We start from the raw sequence: 25,321 nt of genomic DNA, 5'->3' as shown, positions 1-25,321 counted from the left end.
AAATATTTCACGTTCTCGGTTTGTTAAAAGAGAACGATGATGAGAGCCATTCATTCAGTTACACCCTCCTCCCCCGCACGTATTGTAACTTATGTTAAGGGGCAGGAAGCGGTGACGGCTATTTGCATGATTATTCCATGTTTCCTTAAAAATTTCGAAAATTACATTGTTACATTCATAAATTTTACGTAAAAAGCAAAACCTACTATTTCAATAAATTCACATATACTTATATGTTGAACTAGTGAGGCAGAATGGCTAACTGAATGAATTTCGTTTTTTCTTCCTCTGAAATCGGCACACTTTTACCTGTACGAGGATCCATTTGTACAATTGTCCCACGACCAGTGAAACAGATTTCGTCCTTTTGATTTTTTGCTAGATAGTGAATGTCCATCGACGAATTCCCAACTTGCGCGATTTTTGTATAGATTCGTAGTACGTCATCAAAGAATACCTGCTTTACATAATCGCATAGTAAATCGGCTACAATAGGTATAGATTTCACATTCTCTTCTCCAACTGGGGGCATTAAAATTCCTAAATGTCTGAAGTAATCAATTCTTGCTTGCTCAAAATATGTAAAGCTAATCGTATTGTTCATATGACCATACATGTCTGTTTCTGAAAATCGCACTCGTACCTCGCTAAAAAATGAAAAACCCTTTTCCCACTCTTGAAAATTATCGATATAATTTGCCTTCATGATATACCATCCCCTGTCATGTAATTGCACGTCTTTTATCAATCAACGGCAAACAAAATGAATATATATTCATTATAAAAGAAAATGCTATATTATCATAGAAAAAATGTAAATAAACAACTTGATAAATTTCATTTCTATAACTATAAAAAACTCCCTTACACTTCGTGTAAGGGAGTTCAGCTTGTCCGTATATTAGTCTACGTAGTGGTCAGAACCGAAGAAGTTACGGAACATTTGCACTGTAGTTGCACGGTTTAATGAAGCGATGGATGTTGTTAAAGGAATACCTTTTGGACATGCAGCAACACAGTTTTGAGAGTTACCACAGTTTGCAAGGCCACCGTCACCCATAATCGCATTTAAACGTTCATCTTTAATCATAGCACCAGTTGGGTGAGTGTTGAAAAGACGTACTTGTGATAATGGAGCTGGTCCGATGAATGAAGCTTTTTCAGACACGTTTGGACATGCTTCCATACATACACCACAAGTCATACATTTAGATAGTTCATAAGCCCATTGACGTTTACCTTCTGGCATACGTGGACCTTCACCTAAATCATACGTACCATCGATTGGTACCCATGCTTTAACTTTTTTAAGCGCGTTGAACATACGTTCACGGTCAACTTGTAAGTCACGAATAACAGGGAATGTTTTCATTGGCTCCAATTTAATCGGCTCTGTCAATTGGTCTACTAGTGTAGAACATGATTGACGTGGACGGCCATTGATCACCATTGAACATGCACCACAAACTTCTTCTAAACAGTTCATATCCCATGATACTGGTGATGTGTTTACACCATCTTCAGTAACAGGATTTTTTTGAATTTCCATTAAAATTGAAATTACGTTCATACCATGACGGTAAGGCACTTGGAATTTTTGCCAGTAGCTATTGCCGCCTTGTGTATCTTGACGTAAGATTTCCACTTTGACCATTCTTCCAGTATTAGCTGCGATTTGCATAACTTTTAGTCTCCTTTCGCAGAGTAGTCGCGTTTACGTGGTGGGATTAATGAAACGTCGACTTCTTGGTACGTGATGATTGGATTACCAGTAGCTGGGTCAAACTTCGCCATTGTTGTTTTTAAGAAGTTCTCATCATCACGGTTAGGGAAATCAGGTTTATAGTGTGCACCACGAGATTCATTACGTAATAGTGCACCTTTTGTCATTACTTTTGCAAGCACTAACATATTTTTAAGCTGACGTGTAAAGTGTGCGCCTTGATTGCTCCATTTTTGCGTATCATTGATGTTGATGTTGTTCCAACGCTCAGTAAGCTCATCAAGTTTTTTCAATGTATCTTCAAGCTGATCATTGTAACGTACTACAGTCATTGTAGCAGTCATCATTTCACCAAGCTCTTTATGCAGTAAGTAAGCGTTTTCTGTGCCTTCCATTTTCATGATAGCATCCCATTTCGCTTGTTCCTCTTTTACACGAGCATCGTAAATCTCTTGTGGAAGATCTTCAGCATGCTTTTTAAGGTGTTTTACATAGTCTACTGCGTTTGGTCCTGCAACCATACCACCGTAGATAGCAGATAATAATGAGTTTGCACCAAGACGGTTTGCACCATGTTGAGAGTAATCACATTCACCTGCTGCAAATAGACCAGGAATTTCAGTCATTTGATTGTAGTCAACCCATAATCCACCCATTGAATAGTGAACTGCTGGGAAAATTTTCATTGGTAATTTACGTGGGTCATCCCCTACGAATTTTTCGTAGATTTCGATGATACCACCAAGTTTAACGTCCAATTCATGTGGATCTTTATGTGAAAGATCTAGGTATACCATGTTTTCGCCATTGATACCAAGTTTTTGGTTTACACAAACGTCGAAAATTTCACGTGTCGCAATATCACGTGGTACTAAGTTACCATAAGCTGGGTATTTCTCTTCTAGGAAGTACCAAGGTTTACCGTCTTTGTAAGTCCAAATACGACCACCTTCACCACGAGCTGATTCTGACATTAGACGGTTTTTGTCATCTCCAGGAATCGCTGTTGGGTGAATTTGAATGAACTCACCATTTGCATATGAAGCACCTTGTTGATAAACGATAGATGCAGCAGAACCTGTGTTAATAACAGAGTTTGTTGTTTTACCGAAGATAATACCAGGGCCACCAGTCGCCATAATAACAGCGTCTGCACGGAATGATTTAATTTCTTCTGTACGCATATCTTGCGCTACGATACCACGACAAACGCCGTCTTCATCGATAATAACACCAAGGAATTCCCAGTGTTCATATTTATTTACTAAACCAGCTACTTCATGAGAACGAACTTGCTCATCTAGCGCATAAAGTAATTGTTGACCTGTTGTTGCACCAGAGAAAGCTGTACGGTGCATTAAAGTACCACCAAAACGACGGAAATCTAAAAGTCCTTCTGGTGTACGGTTGAACATAACACCCATACGGTCCATTAAGTGGATAATGCCAGGTGCTGCATCACACATACCTTTAACTGGTGGTTGGTTCGCTAGGAAGTCCCCACCATAAACTGTATCATCAAAGTGGATCCATGGAGAATCCCCTTCACCTTTAGTATTTACCGCACCATTAATTCCGCCTTGCGCACAAACAGAGTGTGAGCGTTTTACAGGAACTAATGAGAATAAATCAACTTCAGTACCAACTTCAGCTGCTTTAATCGTTGCCATCAGACCGGCAAGACCACCGCCGACAACAATTACTTTGCTTTTCGCCATGATTATTTCTCACTCCTCTTAAAAAATTGCAATGATTGCATGTGCTCTATCGTAGCTTCTATTGAATTATACGAAAGCTAAAATAGCAGCCACACCAACTACACTTAGAATTACGAAAAGAATGTTTGTTACGTAAGTAGCGATCTTTTGAGACTGAGGAGATTGTGTAATACCCCAGCTTACTAGGAATGCCCATAAACCGTTAGATAAGTGGAAAGTTGCTGATAAAATACCAACAATGTAGAATCCAAGCATGAATGGATTAGCAACAATATTCGCCATCATGTCGTAATCAACGTGTGTGCCAAGTGCTTTTTGAATACGAGTTTGGAAAATATGCCATGCAATGAATATCACTAAGAATACACCAGTAAAACGTTGTAAAGAGAACATCCAGTTACGGTACGTGCTGAAACGTCCTGTGTTTGGTGTAGCAGTGAATGCAATGTAGACACCATAAAATGCGTGGAACATTAATGGAATATAGATGACAATCCATTCAACTAGGATAAGGAATGGAATCTTTTCCATTACTGCGGTAGCATCGTTGTAACTTTCTGCCCCGCCTGTTGCTGTAAAGTTAATGAACAGGTGCATCGTTAAAAACAGACCTACTGGAATGATCCCAAGTAGAGAATGTAAGCGACGCCATAAAAACTCTCGATCTTTCGACAAGACTGTTACCCCCCTTAGTACTTAAAATAGCACAACAAAAGAAGTCATCATTTTGTAAATGATACTTCATTGACTGTGTATTTCATCATGGTACAATATTATGACATGTTTATTGTACTCTCAAGAGCTACGAGCGTCAAGGCAACTCGGAGTTTTTCATAGAGCTTATTAAAGAACTAATCTAGTACATGATGCGTCGTTTTTTCTCGAAAAATCTATCATTACTTTATTACCGTTAAATTTTAAGAAAATTCTAAGAAAGAAGGATAACAATGTTAAACACTCCATCTCCTACAATCTCATCATTTGGCTATGAGATCATTCGTGATCATATTCTATCTTCTATACTCGGTAAACATGAAGATGACGTCCTTTATTGGGCAGGTAAAGAGCTTGCTCGCAAGTTCCCATGTAAAAGTCAAGATGAACTTATCGCATTTTTCGCAGATGCCTGCTGGGGTACATTAGAACTCATAAAGGAATCAAAAGATGGACGTATTTTCCAGTTGACAAATGACCCTGAAATTCTTCAAATAAAGCAGCGTAGCTTTAAACTTGAAGCAGGATTTATAGCAGAGCAAATTCAACTAGCTAAAGGCTACCTGACAGAATGCTATAATGAAAAACGGGAAAAGCAACAATACGTCATGTTTACAGTCAAATGGGACGTTAAAGAACGTATTATGAATACCATTCCCTCAGAATAATTAAAAAGGATTGTTTCCCATTAAAGAATGGGATGACAATCCTTCTTTTTTCTTCCTTTTATTTCGGTCAATTACATAAAATGCTGTTTCTTCTATTATTATATGTAAAGTGCTTGCTCTAAATTAAACTCATCATGGAGAGCATTAGCTGCTTGGATCATATCATCCTGTGGTACAACAACGGACACTTTTATTTCAGAAGTACTAACCATTTTTACAGGGATATTTTCACGACGTAACCGATCAAACATACGAGCAGCAACGCCTGGATTGGAAGCCATGCCTGAACCAATAATAGAAACTTTTGCTAGTCCAATTTCGAAGTCAGCAAAACTAAATCCAAGTGATAATTTACTATCCTCTAAAACACGTAATGCTTCCGCAAATTCCTCTTTTAAAATGGAAAACGATACAGTTGGCTTCAACCCATCAATAATGGCTTGGACAATAATATCTACATTAATACGGTTCTCTGCAAGAACCGTAAATATATCTGCTAATGAAGCATTGGAAAAAGCATCATACCCTACTGTTAAACGAATAATATCTGATTCAAATGCAACACCACGAACGACTAAATTTTTTTCCATTTCCACTTCCTCCTTCAATAAAGTGCCTACTGATTCTATTAAACTTGAACGTATAATAACAGGCATTTGAAATTTCTTCGCTAACTCCACCGCACGAGGATGTATGATATGAGACCCTAAATTCGATAATTCCAACATTTCATCATATGAAATTTCTTGAAGCTTTTGGGCATTGGGAACATATCGTGGATCTGCTGTATAAACACCATCCACATTTGTATACATATCTACTCTCTCCGCTTCCAACGCTATGGCAAGTGCAACAGCAGCTGTTTCAGCTCCACCTTTTCCAAGCGTGGTGATATTGTGCACTTCGTCAATCCCTTGTTCTCCAGCAATAACCACAATTTGTCCCTGTGCAAAATGTTCTTCCATACGACTAATATCTATATAGTCGATACGAGCATGTCGATACATACCATCCGTATGTATACCAGCTTGCCATCCAGTTAGAGACACAGCCTCATAGCCTGCTTCCTGCAAAGCGATGGTAAATAAAGCACTAGATAATTGAGATCCAGTTGACAAAACTGCATCTAATTCTCTTTTCGACACATCGTCAGTTAGTTGGTGTACCATCATTTTCATCTCTTTCGCAGTGTGTCCCATCGCTGCAACGACCACTACTACATCCAATCCTTTGTCCTTTTCAGCAATCGCTTTCCTAGCAGCCTCTTGGATTTGTTCAGTAGAAGCTAATGCAGCTCCTCCAAACTTCATCACGATTTTAGCCATTTCTTTCGTTCTCCCTTCCAGTTCATGTATTTCACCAAATTATGGGGGGTAAAACCGTTTCTAGAAAACTAAAAGGCAGCCTCCACATAACGTGAAAGCTGCCTATAACATGTACAATAATCGTAACTTGCGCATGTGTGATAGCTCTCCGAAACGTTTAGAATCGACAGTCTTACATTTCTTAAATGCAAAACCAGTACAACAATGGAACAACAATCCTGTACTTCGGCAAGCTCCCCTTTCACACAATATCTCTGGACTTGTCCATCCTCCATCGTGTTACTCTTGAATCTTGCACCTCTATCATCACTTTAAAGTGAATGTATTCAATTCATTAAGCCTTTGCGTAAACAAACTAGTCACGCAGTTGACTCTTCATAACATTGAAAACAATGTTATTTATAACCATAGCACATGCCTATTCCTTTGACAATGATTGTTGCTGAAAATAGCTAAAAATTTGGCTTGCTAAATTAGCGGGCATCCCAGCCTCCTGTAATGCTAGCTCGCTCGCCTCTCGAATTTTTTTGACTGAACCGAAATGTTTAAGCAGCTGTTGCTTTCGTTTTGGTCCTACCCCTTCAATATGATCTAATACAGATTGAATGGCATGCTTCTCATGCTGTTGACGCAAGAAGGTAATAGCAAAGCGATGGACTTCGTCTTGAATTCGTTGTAATAAATAAAAGCCATCACTTGTACGTTTTAAGCTAATCACTTCTGGTGGATCACCAAACAAGAGCTGAGATGTATTATGCTTATCATCCTTGGCTAAACCAGCAATCGGTATAACAAGACCAAGCTCATCTTCTAGTACTTCACGGGCTACTTCCATTTGTCCCTTACCACCATCAATTAAGACTAAATCTGGTAATGGTAGTCCTTCCTTTAAAACACGTATATAGCGACGACGTATAACCTCCTGCATTGCACCGTAATCATCATGCTTGGCTGCTGTACGCGTTTTATATTTTCGGTACTCCTTTTTCGCAGGCTTCCCATCAATGAAAACAACCATAGCAGACACTGCATCCGTTCCATGCATATGACTATTATCAAAAGCTTCAATTCGTAAAGGTGTACTAATACCCATTGCTTCACCAAGTGCCTCACAAGCACCAATCGTACGTTCTTCCTGACGCTCTATTAGCTGGAATTTAGCTGCCACAGCAATTTCAGCATTTTTGGTAGCTAATTCAACCAATTCCTTCTTTTGACCTCTTTTCGGTGTGAGCACTTTAATTTCTAATAATTCTGTTAAGATAGCTGCATCAATGGCTTGTGGAATAAAAATTTCTTTTGGCTTAATATGCTCTGGCTTTTCATAAAAGCGCCCAACAAATGTTAAAAATTCTTCCTCTGCATCTTGATAGATGGGAAAAATTGAGACATCGCGCTCAATCAGCTTTCCTTGACGCACAAAGAAAACCTGAACACACATCCATCCTTTTTCAACAGCATAGCCAAATACATCTCGATTTGTTGTATCACTTGAAACTATTTTTTGTTTCTGCATAACCGTATCAATATGGGCAATTTGGTCTCGGAATTCCTTCGCTCGCTCAAATTCTAGGTTTTCTGCAGCTGCTAGCATTTTAACTTCAAGCTCTTTTTTGACTGCCTCCACACCACCATTTAGAAACTTCGTCATATCCTCAATCATTTCTTGATAAACCTGACCATCAATTTCCTTCACACAAGGTGCTAAGCATTGACCCATGTGATAGTACAAGCAAACCTTGGAAGGTAATTGTACACATTTGCGCAGCGGATACAATCGATCCAATAGCTTTTTCGTTTCACTTGCTGCATAGGCATTCGGATAAGGACCAAAATATTTTGCCTTATCCTTTTTTACCTTCCGTGTCGTAATCAGACGTGGATGTTTTTCATTCGTAATTTTTAAATATGGATAGGTCTTATCATCCGTTAACATGACATTATATTTTGGATCATGTAATTTGATGAGATTCAGCTCTAAAATAAGTGCTTCAATATTTGATGACGTTACAATATACTCAAAATCTTCTATTTCACCTACAAGCCTTTGCGTTTTCCCTTCATGTGTTCCCGTAAAATAAGAACGTACACGGTTTTTTAGAACTTTTGCTTTACCGACATAAATGATAGTCCCTTGTCGATCCTTCATCAAATAGCAGCCAGGTTGATCTGGTAAAATATCCAGTTTTCGCTTTATTAAATCGTTCATTACCTACCTGCCCCCCTAAGTAAAAATTCCCCTCATTAGAATAATGTTAGTTATTTTCTTTATTATATAACGAAAAAAAGCCGAACACATCAATTGATGGCTCGGCTTTGTGAACTTCATTCATTACGCATGTTTTGCGATAAATGCTTCTAAAGCTTCTTTTGGTTGGAAGCCTACTGTTTTGTCAACTAATTCTCCATCTTTAAATAATAGTAAAGATGGGATTGACATAATTTGATACTGAGCTGCAGTACCTTGGTTATTGTCAACGTCAACTTTTACAATTTTAGCCGCACTACCTGCAGCGTCCATTTCTTCAAGAACTGGCCCAATCATTTTACATGGTCCGCACCAAGCAGCCCAAAAGTCTACTAGTACTAACCCTTCTTTAATATCGTCCTGGAACGTAGCATCTGTTGCATGTACAATTGCCATTTGAAATCCTCCTTAAACTTACTATGCTTGTAGTATAGCATGGATAAATTCACTTGAGCGAACAATCTGCCTACAATGTATTTTTTATGCAAATCTGTGTCGAAAAATCAATACACAGTCATTAATTGACTTGATAACGCCCCTTCAATACATAGGTTAACGTAATAAAAAGGTAAATAGCTAACGTAATGCCTGTCACAATAATAGATGTGGTGAAAATAATTCCGATGAGAATCGCACTTAACGCCAATATAGCTATCCAAGTCGTATAAGGGAACCATTTTACTTCATAGGCACTTGTGTGCTCTGCTTGTTTTTTACGTGATTTTAAATGTGCAATCGCAATAATTAACCAAATAAATAACACAGTATAACCAAGTGATCCCATTAGAAAATCAAATGTTTTGCTTCCCGCATATAAAGATAAAATGACCCCTAAATACATCGCTAAAGTACACATTAAAATAGCATATACTGGTACTTTTCGTTTCGATAAATAAGCAAAGATTTTAGGCACACGTCCATCTACAGCCTGTGTATATAGTACGCGTGATGATCCATACAGTCCTGAATTCATTGATGAAATAATGGCAAGTAAAACAACAGCGTTCATAATATGGTCTGCCCCTGGAATACCAACCATTTTAAAAACCATGACAAACGGGCTTTCAGGAACCCCATTTACTTCATTCCAAGGAATCAAGCTTACGATAATAAAGAATGGCAGTAAATAAAAAGTAACAATACGTACTAATGTACTGCGAACAGCTTTTGGCACTACTTTTTCAGGATTTTTCGTTTCAGCTAATGTAATCCCGATGATTTCTGTCCCACCATAGGAGTAGATAACTACAAGCATTGCAGCAATTAATCCCGTCGAGCCATTAGGGAAGAACCCACCATGCTCCGTTAAGTTAGCAAAACCAACAGCACTATGATTTCCAAACGTCACAAGCAATAAAATAAGTCCTGCAATGATAAAGACAATAATAACAGTAATTTTGATTAATGCTAGCCAATATTCTGTTTCTGCAAAGATTTTTACGGATAATAAATTAATCGCTGTTACTAACACAGAAACAGATAGTGCCAGTATCCAAATTGGATATTCTGGTAACCAATATTGAATAAAGATAGCAGCCACGACAGACTCTGCTGCAATATTTAAAACCCACATTTTCCAGTAGATCCAATCTAGGAAATACGCAGGGTATTTACCTAACACGGATTGCACTAAATCTCTAAAGGTTCTTGCTTCTTTATTACGCACGGCCATTTCTGCTAAGCCTTGCATAACAAATAATAAAATAATGCCGCCGATTAAATACGCAATCAGCACAGATGGTCCTGCCATATCAATGGCTGCACTACTTCCTTTAAATAATCCCGCGCCAATGGCACCACCTAACGCCATCATCGTGATATGACGCGAGGTCATTGTTCTTGTTAATTGTTGCTTGTTTTTTTCCACTTTCTTACCTCCTAAATATCAAAAAAGCATACCATCTATTCCTTCATCATCAAATGAAAGAAGAGACGATATGCTATCAGCAAACCGCGGTACCACTCTAATTGGCTCTTGAGAACCCAGCTTAAAAAACCTTGTAACGAAGGTTAACCGTCAAACAAATAGAATAATCTGATAATTCTATTTGTGTTACCACTCCTAGGCAAGTTCAAAGTCTTATTGGTCTGCGTTGCACCAACCCGCAGCTCTCTTCACCGAATAACGAGCTTTTACTACTCCTAATCTTTGCGTTTCAAATCATTAATGTATCCATCACTATAATGTCTATCGTTAATTATGTCAATATTTTATTTTGCAATAATTTTCAAATAGTACTTTTTAAAATGGAAAGCAATATAAAAAAGCAGGAAGGGTTATCCCTTCCTGCATCTGTATTATGCGTTCACTTTTAATGCTTTAAATTCTTCAATTAGAAGCGGAATAACTTCAAATAAATCTCCTACGATACCATAATCCGCTACTTTGAAAATATTTGCTTCAGGATCTTTATTGATAGCAACAATGACTTTTGAATTGGACATTCCAGCTAAATGCTGAATTGCGCCCGAAATACCTGCTGCAATATAAAGATCTGGTGTTACAACCTTACCTGTTTGTCCGATTTGCAGCGAGTAATCACAGTATTCAGCGTCACATGCACCACGTGATGCACCTACTGCACCGCCTAGTAAATCAGCTAGCTCTTTTAATGGCTCGAAGCCTTCTTCTGACTTCACGCCACGACCACCTGCAACAACTACTTTCGCTTCTGAAAGATCTACACCTTCTGAAGATTTACGAACAACTTCTTTAATAATTGTGCGCAGATTTGTAATCTCTACAGAGATGGCAGACACATCACCTGTTTTACCTTCTGCTTTTTCTAAAGGTGTAATGTTATTTGGACGAATAGAAGCTAAGACAACGCCTTCTTTAACTTTTACTTTTTCAAAGGCTTTACCAGAGTAAATTGGTCGGATGAATACCACATCGTCGCCTGCACCTTCAATAGCAGTGACATCAGATACTAGACCTGCCTGCAATTTGCTTGCAATTTTTGGCGATAAATCTTTCCCATTTGCTGTATGACCAAAGACAATACCTGCTGGTTGTTCTTGCTCAATAACAGCTAATAGTGCTTGACTATAGCCATCAGATGTATATTGTTTTAAATGTGGGTGTTCCACTGTTACTACTCGATCAGCACCATATTCAAATAATGGACCAGTTAAACCTGCTACAACATCCCCTAAAAGTACCCCAACAACTTCGCCACCATCAGCGATTTGTTTTGCAGCTGCAATTGCTTCGAAAGAAACATTACGTAAGCTTCCTTCACGAACTTCACTTAATACTAATACTTTTTTTGACATAGCATATTCCCTCCGTTACCCTTTAAGATTCGATTGACATCAAATAATTAAACAACTTTTGCTTCCGTGTGAAGTAGATTTACCAGTTCTTTTGCTTGGGCAGAAAGGTCGCCTTCTAAAATACGGCCTGCTGCTTTTTGAGCTGGTAAGAAGATGTCTACGGTTTCAATCTTCACTTCTACATCATCTTCATCGATATCTAAATCATCTAACTCAAGCTCTGCAAGCGGTTTCTTTTTCGCTTTCATAATACCTGGTAGAGATGGGTAACGAGGCTCATTTAAACCTTGCTGAGCAGTTACTAATAACGGTAAAGAAGTTTCAATTACCTCTGAATCCCCTTCGATATCGCGAACAATTTTCGCAGATGTTCCGTCAATTTCAAGTTTTGTAATCGTAGTTACATAATTCATATCCAATAAATCAGCAACACGTGGACCAACTTGCCCTGAACCACCATCAATCGCAACATTTCCTGTTAAAATTAAATCTGCATCTTTATCTTTTAAGTATTCTGCTAGTAGATAAGCTGCTGCATGTTGGTCCAGCTCATCTAAATCATCTTCTGTATTAATAAGCACTGCTTCGTCTGCTCCCATAGCAAGTGCTGTACGTAATTGCTTCTCTGCATCCTCGCCACCAATTGTCACCACTGTTACCTTACCACCAGCAGCATCGCGAACTTGGATTGCCTCTTCAATGGCATATTCATCATAAGGGTTGATAATGAATTCTGCGCCGTCCTCTTGGATTTTACCACCCGACACAACGATTTTTTCTTCTGTATCAAATGTACGTTTAATTAATGCAAAAATGTTCATATATCCATACCTCCTGGAACGTTTTATAATTCTAAGTAAACTTATAAATATTATATATTTTCAGTTTAGATAACGCCGATAACATACTGAACGTTGCTATCGACATTTGGAAAATTATTTGCCAGTAAACACAGGCTCACGCTTTTCAATGAATGCTTGAATTCCTTCTTTGGCATCTTCTGTGACAAATACTGTCCCAAAGGATTTAGCCTCTGCTTCAATGCCTTCATAGAATGATGCATGCTTTGCATATTGCAATGTTTGAATAGCTGCTTTTAAAGCAATTGGGCTTTTCTTAGCAATGCTCTTAGCAATCTTTAACGTTTCTTCTAGCAATGCTTCGTCTGAGAATGAACGGTTTGCTAAGCCCCACTGAACAGCTTCATTACCAGAGATTGGTTCACTTGTAAACATCATTTCAGCAGCCTTTGCTACTCCAACATAACGTGGTAAGCGCTGTGTACCACCAAAACCAGGAATAAGCCCTAATTGTAATTCAGGTAAACCTAATTTTGCTGATTCAGTGACAAATCGCATATGACAGCTCATTGCTAACTCAAGCCCTCCGCCTAATGCCGCACCATGGATGGCTGCAATTACAGGCTTAGAAAACGATTCAACACGCTCAAAAACCTGCTGCCCGTTGCTAGCTAGCTTTGTAAATTCCTCACCAGATTCTACCCCAATAAATTCTTTAATATCTGCCCCTGCAGAGAAGAAACGGCCTTCACCATGAAGTACAAGGACTCTTACAGCATCATCGTGTTCTACAGCATCAAGCACAGCGTTAACTTCTGCAATAATACCGCGAGATAATGCATTTGCTGGTGGACGTGCAATTGTAATAATCGCTACTCCATCTTCTACTTTCCAACTTAGAAATTCCATTTCTCCACATCCTTTTAAGCTTTAATGCCGTTCAGGATTAATGCCTGAACCTTTGGAACCTGTTCCATCAAATCATATCGATAGTCATTCATAACCCACGACGTAATAGTTTCATCAATTGTTCCAAAAACCATTTGTCGAGCCAAGCGTACATCCATCGTCTGATTGAACTCACCTGTAAGCATACCCTCGATTAAAATTTGATCAAGTAGCTGTAAATACTCGCGCAATACGGAATTAATTTTTAATCGTAAGTCTTTGTTTGACTGGCGAAGCTCTAATTGTGTGACAGTTGCTAGGTATCGATCTGTCGCTAGAACATTAAAATGATTTTCAATCATTCGTGAAAGTTTGTCTTTAGACGTACTCCCCTTTTCTATTATATCTTGTAATGACTCTACAAAAACAGCCATTTTTTCATTAAAGACAGAAATTAATATATCTTCTTTATTTTTAAAATATAAATAGATTGTTCCATCGGCCACCCCAGCCTGTTTAGCGATTTTCGATACTTGCGCTTGGTGATACCCATTTTCCGCAATAACGATGACAGCTGCATCAATAATTTGTTTATATTTTGGCTTATCTCGTTTCACTTTTATATCACCACCTAAAAAACATGCGCACGTCGATATGACGTGTAAACCTAAAAAAATATGAAAATATGAATGGTCATTCATTCATATTTTCATATTATATTTTACAGCATTGCTTGTCAATACTTTCACAGGTATTTATTTCGCTTCTTTATTCGCTAATTTTGTTTTTTCTTCTTCAACTAACGTACGACGCAAAATTTTTCCTACAGCTGTTTTTGGCAGCTCTTCTCTAAATTCATAATAACGCGGAACTTTAAAAGCTGCTAGATGCTGACGGCAATATTTATTTAATTCGTCCTCAGTAATCGAATATCCTTCTTTTAATACAATATAAGCTTTAACTGTTTCACCACGATACGGATCAGGTATGCCTGCTACTACGCACTCTTGGATCTCTTCACGTTCATATAACACTTCTTCTACTTCACGTGGATAAATATTAAAGCCGCCTGCTATTATTAAATCTTTTTTACGATCTACTACATAGAAGAAGCCTTGCTCATCCATATAACCAAGATCACCTGTTAAAAACCAACCATCAGCAAATGTCGCAGCTGTATCCTCTGGACGGTTCCAGTAGCCCTTCATTACTTGTGGTCCTTTAACAGCAATTTCACCAACTTCACCAATAGGTAGCTCTTCTGTATCACCTGTACGTAAAATAACCGCTTCTGTATTTGGCCAAGGTAAACCAATCGAGCCAATCACCCGCTTCCCCCAAATTGGCGTAGCATGTGTTACAGGTGAGGTTTCTGTTAACCCATATCCTTCTACTAGCTTTCCACCAGTCACTGCCTCAAACTTCTCTTGCACTTCAATTGGCAATGAAGCAGAGCCACTTAGGCATGCCTTAATGGATGATAAATCATAATTCGCAATGTCTGGGTGATTTAAAAGGCCGATGTATAAGGTTGGTGCGCCGGGGAACAGTGTTGGTTTTTGTTTATCAATCGTCTTTAATGCCGTTTCAGCATCAAACTTCGGTAAAAGCACCATTCTATTTTGAGTAAATACAGATAAAAGCATAACAGTTGTCATGCCATAGACGTGGAAGAATGGTAGAATGCCCATAATGGTTTCTTCACCATGAACACATTTATACATCCAAGCATCACACATTGTCGTATTGGCAATTAAATTTTTATGGGTCAGCATAACGCCTTTTGGAAAACCTGTTGTCCCTCCCGTATATTGAAGGAGTGCTAGGTCTTCTTCAAAATCAAATGGCATATTGTCAATTATCTTAATTGGTGCTGAACGCATAATTTCTGAAAACAGATGATTTTGGCCGCTATGTTCAACCTTGACACTAAAGCCATACTGCTTTTTTTGAATAAATGGATAGACTAAATTTTTTGGGAATGGTAAATAATCTTTAATAGCTGTCACAATGACATTTTCAAGAGCTGTCTCTTTCATAATTTTCATGACTCTCGGATATAAAATATCCATTACGAGAATCACCTTTGCTCCTGAATCAGCCATTTGATATTGAAGCTCACGTTCAGTATAAAGTGGATTTGTTTGTACTACAACAGCACCTGCATACATGGCACCATAGTAAGCGATTACACTTTGTGGCGTGTTAGGCAGCATAATTGCTACTCGATCTCCCTTTTCCACACCTAGTGCTTGTAAATAGTTTGCGAACCTTAAAGCTGACTCATATAGCTCGGTGTACGTCAAATCCTTTCCCATAAAATGAATCGCTACTTTGGATGGATTCTTTTTATAGGCACGTGTCAAAAACTCTTGCACTGGAATTTCCTCAAACGTTAAAGACGATGGTACTTCTTCAGGATAATTTGCTAGCCATGGTTTTGCTGTCATACGTCCTCTCCCCTTTGTCCCAAACTTTGTCAATTCTTATATTTATTATAATGAAAAAGAAATACAGTTTCAAACAGAAAATAGAAAATAAATGCATTTTCGATTAATTATTATGCAATTAACAACATTAATATGATTGATATTTATCGGGATTTATTTGAATACACCTTATGAATGCTCGTTCATTCTTGAGTTACTCCATAAAAAAATAACCAGCATATTCCTATATTATAAAAATAATTTTTCTACCCTTTAATAGAGTTTTATGAAAGAAAGTTAATAGGTTGTAGTAGAAATTTATGCTATGTTAAATTAACAAAAAACGCATCCTCATAAAGAGAATGCGTTTTTTATTTAAATCGTTAACATATAGTAGACACCTACTGCCAAAAATGCAATACAGACAACGATTAGTACTTTTGCTAATTTTTCCATGTCATGACACTCCTATGCAATACTTGCCCCAATTACAAACGAAAGACCGACTGAAATGGTAAAGGAAATGAAACCAACTGAGCGATTATCATTGGCAATCTCTTGATCAACGTTAAAACGAGGTGTCATAAATTCAAATAAGAAATACGCTACAATCAATAATGTAAAGCCAAAAAGGCCCCAACCGATCATTTCACTTAATGTACTATGACGTGCAATGGAAAAGCGGAAGATATTACAAATCCCTAGTATTTTTCCACCTGTTGCAAGAGCCACAGCGACATTACCTTTTTTAATTTCTTCCCAATTTTTATATTTCGTAACGACTTCGAACAATGCCATCGAGACGACTAAACATAATACTACAACACTAAAATATCCTGCCGTTTCGATAATTGGATATCGCCAAAAGCCAGAATTCAGCATTTTTCTCCGTCCCCTTTATAGCTTATTTCAATTCAACAACTGTGACGCCTAAGCCCCCTTCACCGGCTTCACCAAAACGGAAGGATTTTACGCGCTTATGCTTTTTCAAATAGCTTTGAATTCCTTGACGTAAAGCCCCTGTACCAACTCCATGAATAATGGACACACGACCATAATTAGAGAGTAATGCATCATCAATATATTTCTCTGTTCTTACGATTGCATCCTCATAACGTTCACCACGTAAATCTAATTCTAGTTTCACATGACTATTTCGATTTTTCACACCAGCTGTTCGTAATACAGGCTCTTTTTCAGGTTTAATATATTCCAAATCACTATCTGAGATTTTCATTTTTAAAATCCCCATTTGGACAACCCATTCGGTATTCGACACCTTTTCTAACAAAGTACCTCGTTGACCATAGCTTAACACCTTTACCTCGTCTCCGACAACTAAGTTTTGTGCACGAGCTTTAACTTGTGCCGCCTTTTTTAGCACTTTATTGTCTTCAAGTGGTGTTGCTTCTTCCAAGCGTTTACGTGCTTCAATCAATTCATGCTCCTTGACAACTTGATCAGCATTTTTACGCATTTCTCGAAGCTCTGCAATAATCGCTTCTGCTTCACGTTTTGCTTCATCAACAATTTTACGTGCCTTTTCCTTCGCCTTCTTATCAAGCGCCTCTTTACGCTCCTCATAGGCTTGCAATTTATCTTGAAGCTCTTTACGTAATGTTTCTGATTCTAATAGCAATGCATGTGAACGCTCTGCATCATCTTCAGATTGGCGACGTGTTTCTTCCAATGAGGCAATCATCGATTCAACCTCATGTCGATCGGTTCCAGTAAAGCCTTTAGCACGATCAATAATGGATTCAGGTAAACCAAGACGACTGGAAATTTCAAATGCATTTGAACGCCCAGGTACACCGATAAGTAGACGGTAGGTCGGGCTCAAAGTTTCAATATCAAATTCTACACTGGCATTGGCTACACCTGGTCGATTATAGCCATAAGCTTTTAGCTCAGGATAGTGAGTTGTAGCCATTACACGAGCACCGCGCCCATGTACTTCGTCTAAGATTGAAATGGCTAAGGCTGCCCCTTCCTGTGGGTCAGTACCTGCCCCTAACTCATCAAAAAGAACAAGTGATTCGTGATCAAATTTTTGTAGGATGTCAACAATATTAACCATATGGGACGAGAACGTAGAAAGTGACTGCTCAATTGATTGCTCATCACCAATATCGGCAAATAATTGCTCAAATACAGCAAGTTCTGAGCCATCTAATGCTGGCACTGGTAATCCAGCTTGTGCCATTAATGTACACAGACCAACCGTTTTTAATGTCACCGTTTTACCACCTGTATTAGGACCTGTAATGACAATAGCTGTAATGTCTTTACCAAATTCAATATCATTTGGAATAGCTGATTCTATTGGTAGTAGTGGATGACGTGCACGTATTAGTCGGATATAGCCATCCTGATTCATTTTAGGCATTGTACATTTATTGGCTTGGCCATATTTGCCCTTTGCTAAAATGACATCGATATCGCCTAATACCTTCACTAAGTTAAATAAATCTGATGCTACTTCTTGCACCATTGCACTTAATGCTAGTAAAATACGTTCAATTTCTGCCTGCTCTTTCATTTTCAAGCGATGAATTTCATTGTTTGCTTGGACAACAGAATCTGGCTCAATAAATAAGGTTTGACCAGAAGAAGATTGGTCATGGACAATCCCACCATAGTGGTGACGATATTCCTGCTTTACGGGAATAACAAAGCGATCATTACGAATTGTCACAAGTGTATCAGAAAGCATTTTCGCTGCATTACTTCCCCGAATTAAACTTTCCAGCTTAGAGCGGACTTTCCCTTCTTCAGCACGCAAAGATTGGCGAATAGAGCGCAATGTTTGACTAGCAGAATCTAAGACAGCTCCATTGTCGTCAATACAGTTATTAATTTCATGTTGCAATCCTGTTAGGACAGGCATTGCTTCCTTTTTGGAGATGAAATGGGGAATATCAATCACTTCATCGGCTTCTAAATCTTCAATAAAATTGCGTAGAATTCGGCTTGCTCGAATCGTGCTCGAAATTTCCATTAGTTCTACTGCTGCTAACATGCCTCCTATTTGAGCACGTCTGGCAGAGGGACGGACATCAAAAATTCCTCCCATTGGTACATTGCCCTTCACACGCAAAATGGAAAGTCCCTCATCCATTTCCTCTAATAATTGTACTACTTTATCAAAATCTGTTTGTGGCACAAGCTCCTCAATGGCAGATTTACCAATGGAGGAAGTACAATAGGAAGCCACTTGTTGCCTAACTTTATCGTATTCTAGTGTTTTCAATGCGCGTTCTGCAATCACTGAGAACACCTCCTCAGCCTATTTATTTCGTTGTATGAACGCTTCAAACTGTTCACGCGTCCATGTATTCACAATCATATCTTTCGGTAACCATGCTCTATTTGCATAGCGAACCCCAATATCCATAAAACGTAAATGTGCAATATCATGCGCATCTGTGTTGATGGCTACTGGCACACCTGCAGCGCATGCTATTTCTAAATGTTCTACACATAAATCGAGACGATACGGATTTGCATTTAACTCTAAAATTTTACCATATTCCTTTGCCCAGGCAATTAACTGTTTCATATCAGGATTATAACCATCGCGATCTTCAATAATTCTACCAGTCGGATGGGCAATCATATGAACATAGGGATTTTGCATAGCTGTTAGTAAACGTGCCATAATTTTATCTTGTGATTGTGTAAAACTAGAATGAATGGAAGCAATAACAAAATCGAGCTCTTTTAACACCTGATCTTCGAAATCAAGGGAGCCGTCTGGTAAAATATCCATCTCCGTCCCTTTAAACAAATGAAAATCTGGATGTGCTGTATTAAACGCCTCAATTTCTCCACGCTGCTTTTCTAAACGCTCTGGCGTTAATCCATTTGCTACTTTTAGGAATTGCGAATGGTCTGTAATAACGCTATATTGATAGCCCCGTGCTAGTAACGCCTCGCCCATTTCTGCAACAGAGTATGCTCCATCCGACCATGTTGTATGCATATGCAAATCAGCTTTAATATCCTCTAGTCGAACTAAGTTTTGAATTATGTTTGTTTTGTCAAATTCTGCTGTTCCTGTCCGTAAGCTCGGTGGAATCCAAGGTAGATCAAAATGAGCGAAAAATGCTGCCTCGTCTTGGAACGTTAAAACGGTACCATCTTCCTGTTCCACTCCATATTCACTTATTTTTTCACCACGGGCTTTGGCAATTTGCCGCATACGAACATTATGATCTTTTGAACCTGTGAAATGATGCAACGCAGTCGCATATTCATTGTCTTTCACTAAACGGAAATCAACGCTAACTGGTTCATCTAAGTCTAAAATCACCGAAATTTTTGTATCCCCTGCCGCCACGACTTCTTGAATGGCCAAGCTATTTAACAAGTTTTCGCGTACTTCCTCAACTGCTTCTGTCACAACAATAAAATCAATATCTTTGCTAGTTTCTAATGCTCGACGGAAACTCCCAGCAACTGAAAACCGGTCTACTTCCTTCATACTACCTAGAAGCGCCTCAATTTGTAAAACCACAGGCTCAAGCTGCCAAATTGGTAGTCGTTCTGAACGATTTGCTAAATTGGCTAGCTCCTTTAAAATCTTCTCCTCAGTTTTTACAGCAAATCCAGCTAATTCACGTACTTTTCCTGCCTCACAAGCTGCCTTCAAGCTTTCTGCAGAGTCAATACCAAGCTCTTGGTGTAGTTTCGCAATTTTTTTTCCTCCCAAGCCAGGTAATTTTAGCAATGGCAGTAACCCTTTAGGTACAATTTCTTCTAACTCCTTTAACAAACTCGATTCACCTGTTAACATTAAGTCCTCTATTACAGCCGCAGTACCCTTGCCAATACCTTTGAGTTTTGTTACATCATCCATTTCGCTTAATGAACGCTCGTCCCCCTCTAGTGCTGCCGCAGCCTTTCGAAAGGCTGATACCTTGAATGGATTTTCTCCCTGTAGTTCCATATATAAAGCAATTTTTTCGAGTGTGCGAATAATTGTTTTTTTATTCATTGGTAATTCCTCCTATCGTAAAAACACTTCCCTCAAGACAGAGAGAAGTGCACAGTTACTATTGCATATAAATATACCACCAGTTTTGGAACATCTTTGTAATAATTGGTGTATGCTCCAACATAAGACCACTTAACAATGACTTCGACATTAAATTTTGTATGGCATCTACTGGTAATAAGGCGCACACATATAGCAAAATAAACATAATTAAATAGTTTTCAATCATGCCAAGTAACGCCCCAAGCCAACGATTCACTGTATTTAGCACCGGCAAATACGCGATAAAATCAAATATCGATGCCACGATTTGCAACGTTATTTTTACTGCAAAGAAAATAACAGCAAAGGCAATTACCCGATAAAAGGTGCGGTCTAAATCTAGACTATCAATGACAACGCCAAGGCTACCTGTGTCAGTGACACCTGGATACGGAACCCAAAATACAAATTTTTGTGCTAATGGCTTATAATAAATATACGCAACAATTAGGGCTACTACAAAGCTGACAATATGCATCATCTGTACAATAAAACCTCGTTTTGCACCGACGCCTATACCAGCTAACAGTACCACTAATATGATTAAATCTAACATTCTCTTCAACCCTTTAACTTTTTCAATTCTTCTTCTAATTGCTCCATTCGTTCTTTTAATAGTAAATAATCATGAACTGTATTTACTGCTGTCAGAACAGCAAGTTTTGTGCTATCAAGTGAGGGATTATGTACGTTCATCTCGCGCATACGGTCATCAACAATCGAAGCAACAAGTCGCATATGGCCAATGGATTCAGAGCCGACCATTTTATATGTATGACCATATATTTCAACAGAAATTTTATTCTTTTCTTGTTTTTCCATAGTCGCACCCTCCTATAAATTCGATGCACACACGATTTTAGAGGCTTGTGAGCACCATCACACAAAAAAGCTATTTATTATCATACCATGAAAGGTATAAAATTGTGAACAACGAGGACAGAAAGGAACGATTAAATGGCAAATATTGTGCTTTCCATTTCAACAAATATTCAAAAAGAGGTGATGGCTTACTATGCATCGCACTTTATAGAACGAAAGGCTCCGGGAGTCATTTTTGCGGCAAAACTACCAGATACAGCCATAACTATGTATAAATCAGGCAAATTAATGTTTCAGGGGGGCGGTGCTGAACGTGAGGCAGCACGTTGGGGAACTGTTGAAAAAACTGCTACTCCACTCTCCACTATCGGGGCAAAAGGGGATGTACTGCCTAACAATTTCGCAACCATGTCTGTCTTAGGCTCAGACGAAACGGGCACAGGTGATTATTTTGGTCCAATCACTGTAGCAGCAGTATATGTACCTACTTCCAAAATCGAACTCATGAATGAGCTTGGCGTAAAAGATTCAAAAATGCTAACAGATGACTATATGAGGAAAATTGCACCTGATTTGCGTGCAGCCTGTGTCCATAGTGTTCTCGTCTTACGCAACGAGAAATATAACAACTTACAAGCGAAAGGCTATTCCCAAGGTAAAATGAAAGCCATGATGCATAACAAGGCGCTACAAAACACACTATCAAAAATGGCACCTGAAAAACCTGAATTTATCTTAATCGACCAGTTTGCTGAACGTGGTGTCTATTACAATTATTTAAAAAATGAACGTGAACTTGTACAAGAGAATGTCTACTTTTCTACTAAAGCAGAACAATTACATGTAGCTGTGGCTACAGCATCTATTTTAGCTCGTGCTGCCTTTTTAAAGGAAATGGACCGTTTGAGTGACATTACAGGGCTTACATTAATGAAGGGCGCCTCTAACAAGGTAGATGTGCAAGCAGCCCGAATCTGGCGTAATCAGGGCGAAGAATTTCTACGCTCCATCACAAAATGGCATTTCGCCAACACTGATAAAGCACGGAAGATGAAGTAAATCATACTATTGGTTGCTTAAAAAAGCTTTTTTGGGGTTCCTGATGAGCGTGAGACGCATTAGGAACCTTTTTGAGCGCTTTCCTCATTTTTTGGATCATTCTTTCTTCACCTTTTGGATCATCATCTTCACCATTCTCAAACAAAAAAAGACTGCCTCGTAAGACAGTCTTTTTTCATATATTAGCGTACTTCTGTGCCTGCAATCGTAGCAATGGCTTTTAACACTTTGTTATGTGCGGCCACTACTTCTTCGTCTGTTAAAGTACGTTCTGGATCAAAGTATGTCAGTGAGAAGGCAACCGATTTTTTACCTGGTTCCATTTTCTCCCCTTCGTAAACATCGAATACGCGGATATCTTTTAATAGTTTCACACCCGCTGCATCAATAGCTTCCATTACTTCGCCCGCTGTTGTTGTACGGTCCATTATAAGAGCGATATCGCGAGACATAGCTGGGAAACGAGGTACTGGTGTATAGGCAAGTGGTGCTTCTTGTGCCGTTGCACTTAATAGCGCCACTAAATTCATTTCCATTACATACGTGTCTTTTACACCCCATGCTTTTTGCTCTGCTGGGTGAAGTCCACCAATGATGCCGACTTGCTTGCCATCCAATAAAATGCTAGCCGTACGACCTGGATGTAAGCCATCCACTTGTGATTTCACAAATGTCATGCGATTTGCTAAGCCAAGTTTGCCAATGACACCTTCGATGATACCTTTTAGCACAAAGAAATCTACAGCTTTTTTCTCACCTTGCCAAGCATGGTCTAGCCATTTGCCAGTTAGTACTGCTGCCACATGCTCTTCCTCATATGGTTGCCCCTCATCTGATTGACCAAGGAACACGGAGCCAATTTCATATAAAGCCACGCCTTCAGCTTGACGTGCAACATTATAAGCCGCCGCTTCGATTAAATGTGGAATAAGGCTTTGACGTAATGTAGAACGCTCCTCACTCATTGGCATAAGCAAGCGAGTTACCGGCTCTGCTTTCAAAGCAAAACGTTGTGACAATGCATCCGACGTTAACGAATAAGTTACCGCTTGATATAGGCCAGCCCCTTCCATGTAATGACGAACAACACGTCGATTTGCTTGGTAAGGTGATAAATTACCTACTTGTGTTGCACCCTCTGGTAATGTCATTGGGATTTCATCATAACCATAAAGACGAGCAATTTCCTCCACGATATCCTCTTCAATTTTAATATCTTGGCGACGTGTTGGTGCATCAATAATTAATAAACCATTTGCTGCCTCTACACCAAATTTTAAACGCTCTAAAATAGAAAGCATATCTTCTAATGCAATCTTCATACCTAAACGTTCATTAATAAAATCTGGGGAAACGACTACTCGCGCTGGTGTTTTATCTAACTCATCTACTAAACATGTACCTTCTAATACTTCGCCTCCTGCTAATTCAGCAAGTAGAGCGGCAGCACGTTCAGCAGCTAGTAAGACACGATTTGGGTCTACCCCTTTTTCGAAACGAGCCGATGCATCTGAGCGTAGGCCAAGATGACGAGACGTTTGACGCACTGTTAAACCATCAAAATAGGCTGACTCAATGACAACAGTCGTTGTTGAATCTGTTACCTCTGAATTAGCACCACCCATTACACCAGCAATGGCTACTGGCTCTTTGCCATTTGTAATGACTAAATCTGAAGCTTTTAATGTACGTTCTTGGTCATCTAATGTTGTAATTTTTTCACCTTCTGTTGCTTTACGAACAACGATTTCACCCGTTGCTAGACTATCATAGTCAAAAGCATGTAAAGGTTGACCATATTCCATTAATACATAGTTCGTTACATCTACGACATTATTGTGTGGACGTACTCCCGCAGCCATTAGACGATTTTGTAGCCACATTGGTGATTCACCGATTTTTACGTTTTTCACAACTTTTGCTACATACATAGGATTTGCTTGTAAATCTTCTACATGAAGCTTCAGGTAATCCTGTGCTTTTTCACTAGCAGTTTGATAGGAAATTTCTGGATATTTAATTTCCTCTGAAAGAATGGCACCTACTTCATACGCTACACCTAGCATTGAAAGGGCATCTGAGCGGTTTGGTGTTAGTCCTAGTTCTAACACTGTATCACGTAGGCCCAATATAGCCAGTGCATCTGTGCCTACTTCTGCATCTGCTGGTAGGACAAAGATACCTTCTGAATACGCCTTAGGAACAAGCTTTCCTTCGATTCCAAGCTCTTGTAAGGAACAAATCATTCCGTTCGATTCATGACCGCGAAGTTTTGCTTTTTTGATTTTAATGCCACCTGGTAAATGTGCACCTGGACGAGCAACAATGACTTTCTGACCAGCATCAACATTCGGTGCACCACAAATTATTTGTTGAGGCTCTGCTTCGCCAACGTCAACTTGGCAAATATTTAACTTATCAGCCTCTGGATGTTTCTCCTTAGAAACTACATAACCAACTACAACTTTATCCATAGCATTAGCACGATCAATTACTGCATCTACTTCGATCCCAGAGCGTGTAATTTTTTCTGCTAATAGCTCAGGTGCTAAGTCCTGCGTATTGATATAATCTTTTAACCATTCTAATGATACTAACATGTTTTATCCC

Annotated in this window: 21 protein-coding genes, 1 riboswitch and 1 other annotated feature; of the genes, 2 read left to right on the top strand and 19 right to left on the bottom strand. The window is 38.9% G+C overall.

Annotated elements, in window-relative coordinates; translation table 11 throughout:
* Window positions 1–241 precede the first annotated feature (241 nt).
* The 4 genes from B3D98_RS14460 to B3D98_RS14445 all read right to left on the bottom strand — a co-directional run bounded on the left by B3D98_RS14460 (window position 242) and on the right by B3D98_RS14445 (window position 4,116).
* Window positions 242–706, bottom strand: coding sequence for an acyl-CoA thioesterase (locus B3D98_RS14460; RefSeq protein ID WP_288583816.1), 465 nt, complete (start codon window positions 704–706; stop codon window positions 242–244).
* Between the two features lie 195 nt (window positions 707–901).
* The gene (gene sdhB, locus B3D98_RS14455) at window positions 902–1,681 is read right to left on the bottom strand and encodes a succinate dehydrogenase iron-sulfur subunit (protein ID WP_004226431.1); all 780 of its coding nucleotides are present in this window, start codon (window positions 1,679–1,681) and stop codon (window positions 902–904) included.
* 5 nt (window positions 1,682–1,686) lie between these two features.
* The gene (gene sdhA, locus B3D98_RS14450; protein ID WP_288583813.1) at window positions 1,687–3,441 is read right to left on the bottom strand and encodes a succinate dehydrogenase flavoprotein subunit; all 1,755 of its coding nucleotides are present in this window, start codon (window positions 3,439–3,441) and stop codon (window positions 1,687–1,689) included.
* Between the two features lie 66 nt (window positions 3,442–3,507).
* Window positions 3,508–4,116, bottom strand: coding sequence for a succinate dehydrogenase cytochrome b558 subunit (locus tag B3D98_RS14445; RefSeq protein WP_004226428.1), 609 nt, complete (start codon window positions 4,114–4,116; stop codon window positions 3,508–3,510).
* Window positions 4,117–4,388: 272 nt separating this feature from the next.
* Between B3D98_RS14445 and B3D98_RS14440 the strand changes: the two genes are divergently transcribed.
* Window positions 4,389–4,823: a YslB family protein gene (locus B3D98_RS14440; RefSeq protein WP_048393678.1), complete on the top strand. Its 435-nt coding sequence runs from the start codon at window positions 4,389–4,391 to the stop codon at window positions 4,821–4,823.
* A gap of 98 nt (window positions 4,824–4,921) precedes the next feature.
* Here B3D98_RS14440 and B3D98_RS14435 read toward each other — a convergent pair whose 3' ends face one another.
* From B3D98_RS14435 to zapA, 14 genes are all read right to left on the bottom strand, one after another.
* The gene (locus B3D98_RS14435) at window positions 4,922–6,148 is read right to left on the bottom strand and encodes an aspartate kinase (protein WP_066037528.1); all 1,227 of its coding nucleotides are present in this window, start codon (window positions 6,146–6,148) and stop codon (window positions 4,922–4,924) included.
* Window positions 6,149–6,281: 133 nt separating this feature from the next.
* A riboswitch (Lysine riboswitch) is annotated at window positions 6,282–6,459 on the bottom strand.
* A gap of 107 nt (window positions 6,460–6,566) precedes the next feature.
* Window positions 6,567–8,357: an excinuclease ABC subunit UvrC gene (gene uvrC / locus B3D98_RS14430; protein ID WP_237898408.1), complete on the bottom strand. Its 1,791-nt coding sequence runs from the start codon at window positions 8,355–8,357 to the stop codon at window positions 6,567–6,569.
* 123 nt (window positions 8,358–8,480) lie between these two features.
* On the bottom strand, window positions 8,481–8,792 hold the full coding sequence (trxA, locus tag B3D98_RS14425) for a thioredoxin (RefSeq protein ID WP_004226420.1): 312 nt from the start codon (window positions 8,790–8,792) through the stop codon (window positions 8,481–8,483).
* Between the two features lie 121 nt (window positions 8,793–8,913).
* Window positions 8,914–10,230: an amino acid permease gene (locus tag B3D98_RS14420; protein WP_284705897.1), complete on the bottom strand. Its 1,317-nt coding sequence runs from the start codon at window positions 10,228–10,230 to the stop codon at window positions 8,914–8,916.
* Window positions 10,231–10,321: 91 nt separating this feature from the next.
* Window positions 10,322–10,555: a binding site (T-box leader), on the bottom strand.
* Window positions 10,556–10,694: 139 nt separating this feature from the next.
* Window positions 10,695–11,672: an electron transfer flavoprotein subunit alpha/FixB family protein gene (locus B3D98_RS14415; protein WP_288583806.1), complete on the bottom strand. Its 978-nt coding sequence runs from the start codon at window positions 11,670–11,672 to the stop codon at window positions 10,695–10,697.
* 47 nt (window positions 11,673–11,719) lie between these two features.
* Window positions 11,720–12,493, bottom strand: coding sequence for an electron transfer flavoprotein subunit beta/FixA family protein (locus B3D98_RS14410; RefSeq protein ID WP_004226415.1), 774 nt, complete (start codon window positions 12,491–12,493; stop codon window positions 11,720–11,722).
* Between the two features lie 114 nt (window positions 12,494–12,607).
* Window positions 12,608–13,381 (bottom strand): enoyl-CoA hydratase, encoded by a 774-nt coding sequence (locus tag B3D98_RS14405; protein ID WP_004226413.1) that lies wholly within the window; start codon window positions 13,379–13,381, stop codon window positions 12,608–12,610.
* Window positions 13,382–13,395: 14 nt separating this feature from the next.
* A complete protein-coding gene (locus B3D98_RS14400; protein WP_371824156.1) occupies window positions 13,396–14,061 on the bottom strand; it encodes a TetR/AcrR family transcriptional regulator in 666 nt (221 codons plus the stop codon).
* Window positions 14,062–14,115: 54 nt separating this feature from the next.
* Window positions 14,116–15,810: an AMP-binding protein gene (locus B3D98_RS14395; protein ID WP_048393666.1), complete on the bottom strand. Its 1,695-nt coding sequence runs from the start codon at window positions 15,808–15,810 to the stop codon at window positions 14,116–14,118.
* A gap of 447 nt (window positions 15,811–16,257) precedes the next feature.
* Window positions 16,258–16,671, bottom strand: coding sequence for a DUF350 domain-containing protein (locus B3D98_RS14390; RefSeq protein WP_008179180.1), 414 nt, complete (start codon window positions 16,669–16,671; stop codon window positions 16,258–16,260).
* Between the two features lie 22 nt (window positions 16,672–16,693).
* On the bottom strand, window positions 16,694–19,060 hold the full coding sequence (locus tag B3D98_RS14385) for an endonuclease MutS2 (protein ID WP_048393664.1): 2,367 nt from the start codon (window positions 19,058–19,060) through the stop codon (window positions 16,694–16,696).
* Window positions 19,061–19,078: 18 nt separating this feature from the next.
* Window positions 19,079–20,788, bottom strand: coding sequence for a DNA polymerase/3'-5' exonuclease PolX (polX, locus tag B3D98_RS14380; protein WP_288583797.1), 1,710 nt, complete (start codon window positions 20,786–20,788; stop codon window positions 19,079–19,081).
* Window positions 20,789–20,846: 58 nt separating this feature from the next.
* Window positions 20,847–21,386 (bottom strand): CvpA family protein, encoded by a 540-nt coding sequence (locus B3D98_RS14375; protein WP_004226395.1) that lies wholly within the window; start codon window positions 21,384–21,386, stop codon window positions 20,847–20,849.
* A gap of 5 nt (window positions 21,387–21,391) precedes the next feature.
* Window positions 21,392–21,652: a cell division protein ZapA gene (gene zapA / locus B3D98_RS14370; RefSeq protein ID WP_016991554.1), complete on the bottom strand. Its 261-nt coding sequence runs from the start codon at window positions 21,650–21,652 to the stop codon at window positions 21,392–21,394.
* A 135-nt stretch (window positions 21,653–21,787) separates the two neighbouring features.
* Here zapA and rnhC point away from each other — a divergent pair, with 135 nt between their 5' ends.
* Window positions 21,788–22,711, top strand: coding sequence for a ribonuclease HIII (rnhC, locus tag B3D98_RS14365; protein WP_103118620.1), 924 nt, complete (start codon window positions 21,788–21,790; stop codon window positions 22,709–22,711).
* A 182-nt stretch (window positions 22,712–22,893) separates the two neighbouring features.
* On the opposite strand, the gene pheT is transcribed toward rnhC, so the two are convergent.
* Window positions 22,894–25,311: a phenylalanine--tRNA ligase subunit beta gene (gene pheT, locus B3D98_RS14360; protein ID WP_288583791.1), complete on the bottom strand. Its 2,418-nt coding sequence runs from the start codon at window positions 25,309–25,311 to the stop codon at window positions 22,894–22,896.
* Between the last annotated feature and the right edge of the window lie 10 nt (window positions 25,312–25,321).

It is taken from the genome of Lysinibacillus sp. UBA5994, from assembly GCF_002429725.1.
Lineage (GTDB): Bacteria > Bacillota > Bacilli > Bacillales_A > Planococcaceae > Lysinibacillus > Lysinibacillus capsici.
The sequence above is the reverse complement of the archived record's forward strand: the minus strand, read 5'-3'. Positions and strand labels throughout refer to the sequence as shown.

Coding starts and splice junctions, on each gene's coding strand:
- B3D98_RS14460 (WP_288583816.1), bottom strand. CDS start 706: ATGAAGGCAAATTATATCGATAATTTTCAAGAGTGGGAAAAGGGTTTT.
- sdhB (WP_004226431.1), bottom strand. CDS start 1,681: ATGCAAATCGCAGCTAATACTGGAAGAATGGTCAAAGTGGAAATCTTA.
- sdhA (WP_288583813.1), bottom strand. CDS start 3,441: ATGGCGAAAAGCAAAGTAATTGTTGTCGGCGGTGGTCTTGCCGGTCTG.
- B3D98_RS14440 (WP_048393678.1), top strand. CDS start 4,389: ATGTTAAACACTCCATCTCCTACAATCTCATCATTTGGCTATGAGATC.
- B3D98_RS14435 (WP_066037528.1), bottom strand. CDS start 6,148: ATGGCTAAAATCGTGATGAAGTTTGGAGGAGCTGCATTAGCTTCTACT.
- uvrC (WP_237898408.1), bottom strand. CDS start 8,357: ATGAACGATTTAATAAAGCGAAAACTGGATATTTTACCAGATCAACCT.
- trxA (WP_004226420.1), bottom strand. CDS start 8,792: ATGGCAATTGTACATGCAACAGATGCTACGTTCCAGGACGATATTAAA.
- B3D98_RS14420 (WP_284705897.1), bottom strand. CDS start 10,230: ATGACCTCGCGTCATATCACGATGATGGCGTTAGGTGGTGCCATTGGC.
- B3D98_RS14415 (WP_288583806.1), bottom strand. CDS start 11,672: ATGTCAAAAAAAGTATTAGTATTAAGTGAAGTTCGTGAAGGAAGCTTA.
- B3D98_RS14410 (WP_004226415.1), bottom strand. CDS start 12,493: ATGAACATTTTTGCATTAATTAAACGTACATTTGATACAGAAGAAAAA.
- B3D98_RS14405 (WP_004226413.1), bottom strand. CDS start 13,381: ATGGAATTTCTAAGTTGGAAAGTAGAAGATGGAGTAGCGATTATTACA.
- B3D98_RS14400 (WP_371824156.1), bottom strand. CDS start 14,061: ATGAATGACCATTCATATTTTCATATTTTTTTAGGTTTACACGTCATA.
- B3D98_RS14395 (WP_048393666.1), bottom strand. CDS start 15,810: ATGACAGCAAAACCATGGCTAGCAAATTATCCTGAAGAAGTACCATCG.
- B3D98_RS14390 (WP_008179180.1), bottom strand. CDS start 16,671: ATGCTGAATTCTGGCTTTTGGCGATATCCAATTATCGAAACGGCAGGA.
- polX (WP_288583797.1), bottom strand. CDS start 20,788: ATGAATAAAAAAACAATTATTCGCACACTCGAAAAAATTGCTTTATAT.
- B3D98_RS14375 (WP_004226395.1), bottom strand. CDS start 21,386: ATGTTAGATTTAATCATATTAGTGGTACTGTTAGCTGGTATAGGCGTC.
- zapA (WP_016991554.1), bottom strand. CDS start 21,652: ATGGAAAAACAAGAAAAGAATAAAATTTCTGTTGAAATATATGGTCAT.
- rnhC (WP_103118620.1), top strand. CDS start 21,788: ATGGCAAATATTGTGCTTTCCATTTCAACAAATATTCAAAAAGAGGTG.
- pheT (WP_288583791.1), bottom strand. CDS start 25,311: ATGTTAGTATCATTAGAATGGTTAAAAGATTATATCAATACGCAGGAC.